13 protein-coding genes and 1 pseudogene are annotated in these 10,053 nt (G+C 61.5%); 7 read left to right on the top strand and 7 right to left on the bottom strand.

All coding sequences use genetic code 11. The annotated features are described in order from the left end of the window. Positions 1–83: 83 nt before the first annotated feature. A complete protein-coding gene (locus PG892_RS19800) occupies positions 84–611 on the top strand; it encodes a LysR substrate-binding domain-containing protein (protein WP_270825743.1) in 528 nt (175 codons plus the stop codon). A 327-nt stretch (positions 612–938) separates the two neighbouring features. Here PG892_RS19800 and PG892_RS19795 read toward each other — a convergent pair whose 3' ends face one another. Genes PG892_RS19795 through PG892_RS19785 form a run of 3 tightly spaced genes read right to left on the bottom strand, consistent with a single transcriptional unit; the run spans position 939 to position 3,390 of the window. Continuing rightward, complete coding sequence (locus PG892_RS19795) at positions 939–2,120, bottom strand: M20 metallopeptidase family protein (RefSeq protein ID WP_103261777.1); 1,182 nt, start codon at positions 2,118–2,120, stop codon at positions 939–941. Further along, positions 2,120–2,575, bottom strand: a complete 456-nt coding sequence (locus PG892_RS19790; protein ID WP_119196862.1) for a hypothetical protein — start codon at positions 2,573–2,575, stop codon at positions 2,120–2,122. Before PG892_RS19790 ends, PG892_RS19795 begins: the two co-directional genes overlap by 1 nt. Further along, on the bottom strand, positions 2,572–3,390 hold the full coding sequence (locus PG892_RS19785; protein WP_119196861.1) for a DUF3100 domain-containing protein: 819 nt from the start codon (positions 3,388–3,390) through the stop codon (positions 2,572–2,574). The genes PG892_RS19790 and PG892_RS19785 overlap by 4 nt, the downstream gene beginning before the upstream one ends. Before the next feature lie 261 nt (positions 3,391–3,651). Between PG892_RS19785 and PG892_RS19780 the strand changes: the two genes are divergently transcribed. Both PG892_RS19780 and PG892_RS19775 read left to right on the top strand, forming a co-directional pair. Next, positions 3,652–4,842 (top strand): GNAT family N-acetyltransferase, encoded by a 1,191-nt coding sequence (locus PG892_RS19780; RefSeq protein WP_270825741.1) that lies wholly within the window; start codon positions 3,652–3,654, stop codon positions 4,840–4,842. Between the two features lie 152 nt (positions 4,843–4,994). Further along, entirely contained in the window at positions 4,995–5,501 is a 507-nt protein-coding gene (locus PG892_RS19775; protein ID WP_119196859.1) for a GNAT family N-acetyltransferase, read from the top strand. Positions 5,502–5,573: 72 nt separating this feature from the next. Here the strand turns inward: PG892_RS19775 and PG892_RS19770 are convergent, their stop codons facing one another. Beyond that, positions 5,574–6,074 (bottom strand): SRPBCC family protein, encoded by a 501-nt coding sequence (locus tag PG892_RS19770; RefSeq protein ID WP_010673967.1) that lies wholly within the window; start codon positions 6,072–6,074, stop codon positions 5,574–5,576. A 182-nt stretch (positions 6,075–6,256) separates the two neighbouring features. Between PG892_RS19770 and PG892_RS19765 the strand changes: the two genes are divergently transcribed. Continuing rightward, positions 6,257–6,697 (top strand): GNAT family N-acetyltransferase, encoded by a 441-nt coding sequence (locus tag PG892_RS19765; protein WP_042880882.1) that lies wholly within the window; start codon positions 6,257–6,259, stop codon positions 6,695–6,697. Between the two features lie 133 nt (positions 6,698–6,830). Here PG892_RS19765 and eda read toward each other — a convergent pair whose 3' ends face one another. Continuing rightward, the gene (gene eda, locus PG892_RS19760) at positions 6,831–7,355 is read right to left on the bottom strand and encodes a bifunctional 4-hydroxy-2-oxoglutarate aldolase/2-dehydro-3-deoxy-phosphogluconate aldolase (protein WP_234823660.1); all 525 of its coding nucleotides are present in this window, start codon (positions 7,353–7,355) and stop codon (positions 6,831–6,833) included. 78 nt (positions 7,356–7,433) lie between these two features. Then, positions 7,434–7,745 (bottom strand): PfkB family carbohydrate kinase, encoded by a 312-nt coding sequence (locus PG892_RS19755; RefSeq protein ID WP_223932457.1) that lies wholly within the window; start codon positions 7,743–7,745, stop codon positions 7,434–7,436. Between PG892_RS19755 and PG892_RS19750 the strand changes: the two genes are divergently transcribed. Continuing rightward, positions 7,659–8,015: an FCD domain-containing protein gene (locus PG892_RS19750; protein WP_234823661.1), complete on the top strand. Its 357-nt coding sequence runs from the start codon at positions 7,659–7,661 to the stop codon at positions 8,013–8,015. The two genes, PG892_RS19755 and PG892_RS19750, sit on opposite strands and share 87 nt — an antisense overlap. Positions 8,016–8,078: 63 nt before the next feature. Then, positions 8,079–8,932 (top strand): IS5 family transposase gene (locus PG892_RS19745; RefSeq protein WP_103261584.1). Its coding sequence is split into 2 segments (ribosomal slippage): positions 8,079–8,421 and positions 8,421–8,932, totalling 855 coding nucleotides; the frame shifts between segments, so codons are not numbered across the junction. A 356-nt stretch (positions 8,933–9,288) separates the two neighbouring features. Here the strand turns inward: PG892_RS19745 and PG892_RS19740 are convergent. Further along, positions 9,289–9,504 (bottom strand): hypothetical protein, encoded by a 216-nt coding sequence (locus PG892_RS19740; protein WP_125729967.1) that lies wholly within the window; start codon positions 9,502–9,504, stop codon positions 9,289–9,291. Between PG892_RS19740 and PG892_RS19735 the strand changes: the two are divergent. Further along, positions 9,448–9,778 (top strand): annotated as a pseudogene (locus PG892_RS19735) (transposase); the annotation flags it as partial. The gene PG892_RS19740 and the pseudogene PG892_RS19735 overlap by 57 nt on opposite strands. Positions 9,779–10,053: the final 275 nt, after the last annotated feature.

The following is a 10,053-nucleotide window of genomic DNA, read 5'->3' as shown; positions in this document are numbered from 1 at the left end:
AGACCAGCAGATCATTTTGGAGGTATTGGGTGAGCGCTATCGGCAAATTTATTCCTAAATCAGGTGCGGAATGTCGGGTGGAGATGGCCATCGCCACCGAGTCCATGCACCTGTTCGACGAGCTGGCGACCGTGCCCTGCTATCGCTGGGGGCGCAGCGTGGTGGTGCCCCACGGCCATCCGCTGCTGGACTGCCAGCCGCTGGCCATGGCGGATCTGGCCCGGTATCCCCTCATCACCTATGTGTTCGGTTTCACCGGCCGATCCAAGATGGACAAGGCGTTCGGTCGCCATGGCCTCAGCCCCCGCATCGTGCTGACGGCCACCGACAGCGACATCATCAAGCACTATGTGCGCCTGGGGATGGGGGTCGGGGTGATCGCCACCTCGGCGTTCGACGAAGGGGACAGGGAGAGCCTGGTCTGCCTCAACATCGATCATCTGATCGCCTCGAGCGTGGCCCATGTGTGCCTGCGCAGGCATGCCCACCTGCGGGACTACATGTACGACTTCATCCACCTCTATGCCCCCCATGTGAACCGGGAGGCGGTGCAGCTGGCGCTGCTCAACCAGGGAACGCCCGCCCCGTCTGCGACCCTGCCCTGGCTCTGAAGGCCGTCAGGGGGAGTCAGATGTGCTGCATAGAGGCAAAAAAGAGAGGCCAGTGGCCTCTCTTTTTGTGGTAAGTGGTGTCCTGTGCTGCCTTTTCCCGGTGATCCCTCTCTCCCGGCTGTCGTGGTCACCAGATTGACGGCGCTCCGGGTGCCGAGCAGCAGATCGCCATCATCCAGCAGGGCCTCGGGGGGCGGCAGCCCCCTTGCTGCTTAGGGGGTACGGGTCGCCAGATTGACGAAAATCTGGGCTCCCACCAGCAGGCAGTCGTCGTCCGGGTAGTAGGGGATTGACGTGGTGCTGGTAGTGGCAGATCCCCCTGGCCCGTCAGTCGACCCTGGTCGCCAGATTGACGAAGATCTGGGCTCCCACCAGCAGGCAGTCGTCGTCCAGGTAATAGGGGTTCGCGTGCAGGTAGTTGCAGATCCCCTTGGCCTGATTGCCGCTGCCGAGGAAGAACATGGCCCCCATGCGGCTTGGCGTGGCGTTGATCATGTAGCTGAAGTCCTCGCTGCCGGTCATGGGCTGGCCCTTTGCGTTGATCCCGTCGCTGGACAACACATCCGAGGCGGCTTGTTGCAGGCGCTCGCAGGCCTGGGGGTGGTTCTCCACTGCCGGGTAGCCGGCATGGACCATGGTGGTCTTGAAGCCGCGCAGCTCGCTCTGGGCGATGATGTCCCTGAAGCTGTTTTTCAGGATCTGGTCGGTTTCGGCGTCCATGGCGCGGATGGTGCCACGGGCCTGCACATGATCGGCGATGGCGTTGGGAATGGTGCCGCCGTTGATCATGCCGCAACCAAAGACCGCCGGGCTGAACGGGCTGGTGCGCTTGGCGACGATGTAGTCCATGTCCTCGATGATCCGCACCGCCTCCCGGATGGCATCCAGCCCCTTGTGGGGGGTGGAGCCGTGGGCGGAGATGCCGTGCACATCGAGCGTCCAGGCAGACCCCCAGGAGGACATGACCCCCTGGTTGAACTTGATGGTGCCCGTCTCCATGGCGCCGTCGTTGTGCAGGGCATAGACCTCGTCCACCCCCTTCATGCAGCCAAGCTCCACCATCTTTTCGGCACCGGGGACGCGCATGTCCTCTTCCGCCATCTGGAAGATGAAGCGGACGTTGTACCGCAGGCGATCGCGGTTGGCGGCCAGAAACCTGGCGGCGGTCAGAGCGATCGCCATGTGGGAGTCGTGGCCGCAGTTGTGGGCCATCCCCTCATGGGTGGATTTGAACGCCACCTCGCTCATGTCGTGCATCTCCAGGCCATCCATGTCGGCACGAAAGGCAATGGTGGGCAGGGTGGGGTCGACCGCCAGATCCCCGTGAAAACCGGTGAAGCCGGGATACAGGGTGATCCTGTAGCCGAACTCTTCCATCAACCCACGGCAGTAGGCAGAGGTCTTGAACTCGGCCCCGGAGTATTCCGGGATGCGGTGCAGGTGGTGGCGCACTTCGTAGCTGAAGTCGCGCAGGGCCAACAGGTCAGGTTCGATATGGTAGTGGTTCATCAGATGATCCCTTGAATGGAGAAACCGAGCTGGGCAACCAGGGAGGCGCCAAAGAAGCAGCAGGTGGAGACGATCATGAAGATGAGGATCACCTTCCACGACATCTTCTTGAGCTCCTCCAGCTGACCGCCCACCGAGAGGCCGGCGAAGGCCAGGAGCGGCACGCAGCAGGAGAGGAAGGAGATCTTGGCCACGGCATCGATGAAGAGGCCGCGCACCGGGGTCTCGGGCAGGCAGATGAGAATGCCGATTATGGTGGCATAGGCATAGGCAAAGGCCGGCAGGGAGGAGGGCAGGTAGCGCTTGGTCACCAGGGAGGCGAACACCACCAGGGACATGGCGATGAAGCTGTCCCCCATCTGCCACAGCGGCAGGCCCGAGGTCAGGGTCTGGGTGAACATGGCCAGCAGGATCGCCAGGAAGACGAAGCGCATATCCATCACGATGCTTTTCATGCTTTCTCTCCTTTGGCGGTCAGGGCATAGATTTTTTCAGCGAGCGGCAGACCCAGATAGGTGAGGGAGAGCGCTCCCAGGGCCGACGAGAGCAGGTTCGAGGCGGCGGCGATGCTGAGCACCTGCTGGGCCATCGCCTCATCAAGGCCGTTGATGAGGGCACCGGAGGCGGCGCTCAGCATGGAGCCGGATCCCACGCCGGACCCGGCGGCCAGGGCCAGGGGATGCAGCCCCGTGAGGGGGGCAATGCTGCCGAGCACGCTGAACCAGAGGGTGCCGATGACGGAGCCGCACAGGTAGATGGCGAGCACGCCGATGTACTCCTGGGAGCCGGTGCCGAACTTGCCCTGGATCACCGCGACCGAGGGTTCACGGCTGATGGAGGAGCAGGCCCCGATGGCGCGGCGGCCAAAGCCGAACTTCACCGCCAGCGGAATGGCGATGAGGATGGGCAGGAGGTTGCCTATCTCTTGCAGGAAGAGCGGTACGCCGACGCTCAGGATCATCTTGAGGTTGGGGATGATCATCCCCGCATACTGGGTCCCGAGGATCAGCAGGCTGAAACCCACCATCTTGCCGCAGAAGCCCTCTTCTCGCTCGGTGAAGAGCCTCTTCCAGCCGGGAATGCGATCCTTGACGGGCTTGGCGGAGACGATCATGCCGATGATGACGGCAAAGAGCATGGGCAGGATGGGGATGATGGCGATGCCGAGTCTGATCTCCTGCTTCCCGATGAGGGATTGGGCCACGAACATCAGCAGGGCGGTCGCCAGGGTACTGACTACTACCGTTTTGAGTGGGCTGGTTGGCTGCATAGTGTGTTCTCTTGTTATCCGTTGTCCTTCATGGGCGTCTTTGGTCACGCCATGATGGGGGCATGATAGGAAGCGAGGAGGGGAAGGAATGTGACCGCCATCAAGTCAGCCATATGGCATTTTTTCATGGGGTATGCCGTTTAACCATGGTAAACATATGGTTTAACAACTCATTGGCAGCTGCTTATGCTGCCTCAGACAGGAGTGTGGTGCCGCCCGGGCACCCGGTGCCTGATCCGGGGGGGGGATGTGGGGGAAGGAATGGATCTGTTGATCGAGGGTGCGCTCTGGCGCCCCTCCTGGCAAGCGGCGTTGCAGGCCTGGCAGCACCGGGGAAACCGCTGGTGGCTGCTGCTTGGCAAAGGGGAGGCGAGGGAGATGGCACCCTGGTCGGTCAGCCCGCCAGATGGCATTCTCCGTGCCCGCGACCTGCTTGCCGCCTGGCTGGGTGAGGCCGCCTCCCCGCTGATGGCGACACAGCCGGACCGGCAGATCCTGATCGCTGCCTCCGGCTCCCTGCTGACCCTGGCCAGAGAGAGCGGCCTGCTCACCCTGGGGCCCGCGGGGGCGGATCACCGCCTCGGTGCCGATGACGACCTTGGGGTTGCCCTGCAACGCCTGCTTGCCCGCCGCCTGATGACCCCGGTGCTGCGCGAGCCTTGCGGGCAGGACGCGCTGGTGCTGCGCCCCCTGCTGCCCGGCGATGAGAGCGCCATCCTGCGTTATTGTTCGGATGCGGCGCTCGCCCGCTATACCCTCAACATCCCCCACCCCTATTCGCCGGAGGCGGCGCGGGACTGGCTTGCCCTGAGCGGGCGCAAGGCTGCTCTCGGGCTGGGATGCCCCTGGGCCCTGACTCTGCCCCAGGGGCGTGAAGACGAGCCCGCTCCCCTGGTCGGCACCCTCTCCCTGCACTGGCACGGGGAGCTGGCATGGTGGGTCGGCGTGCCCTGGCAGAACAGGGGGCTGGCCACCCGGGCCGCGAACCTGGTCAGGGCGTTTGCCTTCGAACAGTGGCACCAGCCTGCCCTCACCGCCCGCCACATGCCGGGCAACCTCGCCTCAGGCCGGGTGATGGAAAAGACTGGCATGCACCATGAAGGGCGTCGGCCAGATCCGGCCGATGGCGCCCTCGAGCTCGATCACTGGCGGCTGGATCGCCCGGCGCGCCTGACGGATGCACGCAAAGAGGCGCTGGCCCCCTGGCTGGATGACGAGGAGGTGGTCGTGGCCATACTGCACGGTGAGGGGGTGGCGCTCTTCATGGCGGGGGAGGCGACAGAGGGCGAGCAGACACTCAGCGGGCTGAAGGTACGGCGCTATCCCCTGGCCATGCTGGCGCCAGAGGCACCCGGGGTGCAGGCCCATGGTGGTGGCGCCCTGCTCAAGGAGTGCGGGGATCTGGGCCTCGCCTATCTGCGGCGATTGCGACAGCCTGACGACGGACGCTGATGGCTTGCGCAAGGGCGGTCATCGCGAAGCCTGGTGCGGGGTCTGTCAGGCGTTTTCCTGAGTCCGCCCTCCCATTTTCAGACAAAGGCAGTGAAGAGGCGCCCCACTTCTGTGGAATAATGGCCGCCCTGCTGTACGAGGAGTAACGCTGTATGTTGAGAACCGAGCGTCCCGGCGACATGCTGCCAGTCTATGAGCTGGTGAGTGCCGCCTTTGGTCGTCCCGACGAGGCCGAACTGGTCAACCGCCTGCGCGAATGTGGGGCCGCCGTGGTCACCATGGTCGAGGAGGAAGAGTACGAGTTCATGGGGCACCTGATGCTGAGCCCGATCACCATTGAGGGACAGGAAGGGCCCTGGCTGGGACTGGCAACCGTGGCCGTGCATCCCGACTGGCAGGGACAGGGCATTGGCTCGGATCTGGTGCGGGAAGGGCTGGACACGGCACTGGAGATGGACTGGAAGGCGGTGGTGGTGCTCGGGGATCCTGCCTACTACGCCCGTTTCGGGTTTCGGCCTGCCAGCGACTTCGGCCTGCACTGCATCTACGAGGTGCCGACGGAGTGTTTTATGGCGATGGAGTTGCAACCCGGCGGGCTCGACGGGGTAAGGGGCGAGGTGCTCTATCACCCCCTGTTCGATGAAGAGCCGGTGGAGTGACCGCCTGCCCATCCATGAAAAAGGACCCTGAGCGGGTCCTTTTTCATGCCATGCCCATCGCTTGAATGGACGTCACTGGGCCAGGGATTTCAGCTGCTGCTTGCCCGGCGGGTTGTTCCAGTCGATGGGGCCGTGGGTGAAACGGTACTGTAGCCTTGGCAGACTCAGTTCCAGCCACTCCTCCCGGAAGTAGGCATAACCCTGGTCCCAGTCTGGATCCTGCGCCCAGCCGGTCTGCAGGAAGTGGAGCCGGGTGCCCTGGCCCTCCGGCACGAAGCGCAGGCTGACCTGGGTCTTCTGCTGACGAATGTGGGGAAACTGGGGAGGGAAATTCCAGCTGAAGCTGAGCAGATCATGGGGCATGACCGCCATCACCCGGCACCCTTCGCTGCCACGCTCGCCGAGGGGAGCATCGGGTCTGAAATAGATCTCGAACGGCCCGTTGGGTTCCGGGACCATGAGGCACTCCGGCGCCAGAAAACTGCGCAGCCCGCTCTCCGTGGTCCAGGCCCGCCAGACATCGTCAATGTGGGCGGGTACCAGAATACTGCCTTCAATTTGCTTGTTATCCATAAATCAGTGAACCTCAAACCAGTCATGGACGGGACCTCGGCAGTATAGCCCCTGAGGCGATAAAATAGGCAGCTCTGTGTCACACGGTTACGTATTCAAGAGGGTCCACATTGCCGATTTGACAGCACGGCGGGATCCATCGAGAGTGGGAAGCGACAAGCACGCAACGCAAGGATGGTGTCATGATCAGAATGATGACGGAAGCTGATGAGCCCATGCTGGCGCAGCTCTTCCTCAAGGGAAGGCGCCAGGCCTTCCATTGGGTTGATCCCGCCCTGTTCCGGCTCGAGGATTTTGCCGAGCAGACCCGGGGCGAGGAGATCTGGGTGGCGGAGAAAGGGGGCAGCCCGTGCGGATTCGTCTCCATCTGGGGGGCCGAGAGCTTCGTGCATCATCTCTACGTGGTGGCGGACTGGCACGGGCAGGGCATGGGGCGGGCCTTGCTTGCCGCCGGCTTGGCCGGGTACCCCTCCCCGGCCTCCCTCAAGGTGGCCATGCGCAACACCACGGCGATGGCTTTCTATCATCGCCTGGGCTGGGAGAACACCGAAGAGACGGGTCATTGCGACATCACGGGCCCCTGGCGCAGGCTGGTGTTGACGCCCGATGCCGCAGGGGAATAAGCCGCTGGCAGACTGCGGCAACCGCACCGCACATTGATCTCCAGCCCTGGCAGGGCATAAAAAAGCCACTTCGCGGGAAGTGGCTCTTCAACACATCCGGGGGAGGGCAGACCTTCCCTCGCTCAACCGATGATCACAGGGCCGCCACGGCCTCTCTTACCAGGGCGGCCAGCTCTTCCCACCTGCCCTCGTCGATGAGCTTGGCCAGCACCATCCAGGTGCCGCCGCAGGCGATCACGGCATTCAGCCCCAGATACTCTTTCAGATTGGCCGGCGTCACGCCGCCGGTGGGCATGAAGCGCACCGGATAGACGGCGCCCAGGGCCTTGAGCATGGCGGTGCCGCCTGACTGCTCTGCCGGGAAGAACTTGAGGTGGCGCAGCCCCATCTCCATGGCTTGCTCCACCAGGCTGGGGTTGTTGACCCCGGGGATGATGGTGACGTCCTTGACCAGGCAGTACTGCACCGTGGTCGGGTTGAAGCCGGGGCTGACGATGAAGTCGGCGCCCGCCGCAACGGCCGCATCCACCTGCTCGCGGTTGAGCACGGTGCCGGCCCCGATCAGCAGATCCGGGTAGGCCGCGCGCATCTGGCGGATGGCCTCTGCGGCGGCGGGGGTGCGGAAGGTCACCTCGGCGGCGGGCAGGCCATTTTCCACCAGCACCCGGGCGAGGGGGACGGCCTGGGCAGCATCTTTCAGCGCGATGACGGGGGGGCTTCGAGGCGGGCGATGAGATCAGACATGGTGCGTTTCCTTGAGTGATGGCATGTGGGAGGGGGGAATGATGGCCCCCGGATACTGGATGACGGCCGCCGCCAGGCTGTGGCCTGCCCGGGCGGCGTCGGCGACGTCGGCCCCTTGCAGGCGTGCGGCGAGATAACCGGCGCTGAAGGAGTCGCCCGCCGCCGTGGTGTCGATCACCTGTTCGGGGGACAACCGCAGGGCGGCGATTTCGATCCGCTGCGCTGCCGTGACCACCAGGCAAGGCTCAGAGCCGCGCTTGACGACGATCTCGCCCACCCCGAAGCCCTGGCTCCCTGGCTGCATTGCGAGCGCAACCCCTACTGGCGCAAGCTCCACGAGCATATCGACGACAAGGCCATCTCCAGCTGGTGCGACGATCACGACCAGATCCTCAAGGCCCTGATGCGCAAGGATCCGCAGGCGGCCAAGCTGGCCATGTGGCAGCACCTGGAGAACACCAGGCAGATGCTCTTCCAGGCCACCATCTTCGATGACGAAATGGAGGATGACCGCTACCTCTTCTCCGAAAATCCCGTCGTTCATTTGACCCAGCCTTCCACTGCCAACGGCTAAGCTGTGTTCTTAAAGTGATGAAGATATAATCTCACATCTTCTCAACAGCTTAAGATCCATTCCGTGTCCCGCCGTTATCAGCTGACTGATGCACAATGGGGGCTTATCGAGCCCCAGTTTCCTTCTCGAAGCCTGATCGGGCGCCCTACCCGTGAACCGCGCCAAGTGCTCGATGGCATTCTCTGGATACTCCACACCGGAGCTCCTTGGCGAGACCTTCCAGAACGTTTCGGACCATGGAATTCGGTCTACAACACCTTCCGGCGTTGGCAGGATGCAGGCCGGATTGATGCCATTCTGGAAGCGCTGCAACTCAAGCTCAATGAAGAAGGGCTCATCGATTTCGACCTGTGGTGCCTGGACGGCTCCAATGTCAGAGCATCCAAAGATGCTGCCGGTGCACGTAAAAAAACACCTCAATGAATCAAGCCCTTGGCCGTTCGCGGGGAGGTTTCGGCAGCAAAATTCACTTGGTCACGGACGGTCATGGCTTACCACTGAGCTTCTGCCTGTCACCGGGGCAATCAGCAGAAATCAGCTATGCAACAAGCGCGTTGGCCATGGCGAGGATACCAACGTCATCAGGTCGCTACCGAACACGGCCAGCGCATCTTGCCGCAGACAAGGCCTATAGCAGCAAAGCCTTTCGAGCCGAGCTACGGCGGAGAAGGATAAAAGCGGTCATTCCGCAACGCAGCGACCAGCAACGGCGCCATAAGGGGCGTCCATTGGTACTGGACAAGGTGCATTACCGCAGGCGCAATGTCGTGGAGCGGTGCTTCGGTTGGTTGAAGAAGTTTCGCCGGTTTTCAACGAGATATGAAAAGCTAGCCAAGAGTTTTGCAGCCTTTATCAAACTGGCTTTCTGCCTTCGCTACTTGCGCGAGTTATGTGTGGACAGAAAACCAGCATTTTGAGAACACAGCCTAGTGGAAGATTCTCGGGGGCGAACCCTCGAGGTTGTTTCAACCCCATGGAAGCGCTGGGCTGATGGCGTGGCCCACAGCTCCCGGGCAAATTGCCGCTCCACTCGCCGGTTTTTGCTGGCGACGCCACCTGGAGCTGGCCCATGTCAAATGCAGCCACCCCCCGCAGAGCCTTTGGCCTGATCTGGAGATGTGCTGCGCTCGTGGGGCGGATACATCCTCTCAAGGTGAGAAAAAGGATACAAAAAGGGCCACTTCTTGCGAAGTGGCCCTTTCCAAACGTTTGGGCTGGGGGAGTCTGAATTTAGCTTTTAACTGATTGATTTTATGTGATTAATTATTTAAGGCTAAGCTTTGGTGGTACATGCAGTGGTACATGCTGTAAAACCATCTTGTCTCAAGGAAAATCCAGAATATTTTGTTGCCGTGTGATTGTTTCCCAAATCGAGCGTTTGAATTGAACTAACTGAGGGAGTGGTGATCATCACCATTCCCTTCATGTTTGCATCAAGTCGCTTCACCCCATCACCAACTGGTCTCAATACATCAAGTTCCTGATCCACTGTGGCTCCCTCGCCTTCTGGGTTGATGCAGATGCAATGGAAAATGGTTCCACCCCGACCATCACGGGCGACGGGGACGTAGCCAGCTTTCACTGGCCAGACCATCTCTACCTTCTGGATTCTCAAGGGGATTTTCAGCCTCTCCCTGCGAGTGACCCAAGGGCTACTCGACTCTCTGATTTAGTTGATGAATGTTTCCTCTGTGCGCCCCCGATTACAGCTGTGCCAGCAAGCGAACCCGTACGGTAAAGGTGCCTATAGGCAGCCATCTAAGGAAGGTGCTAACAAGTCACTTGGCACAAAAACACACCATTCTAAATTATTGATATTAAATGGCTAAACTTTTTAGTTTTGGCACATAGGGTACTTATTCGCACCTTCCCTAACAGTTATTTCGGGAATTCAGATAATAAGTGCGACACTCATGGATGAATGGCGAGAGGTGGCCAACTGCTGATTGGTGGTACCCTTCTGCTCGCCAAAGTAAAAGCAGTATCACCATGAGCTATCAGCAGTTGACCGAGGGGCAACGATACCAGTTATCGGTGC

The sequence above is a fragment of the Aeromonas sp. QDB68 genome (assembly GCF_027707405.1).
Classification (GTDB): Bacteria; Pseudomonadota; Gammaproteobacteria; order Enterobacterales; family Aeromonadaceae; genus Aeromonas; species Aeromonas caviae.
This window is presented reverse-complemented; position numbering and strand designations above follow the sequence as displayed.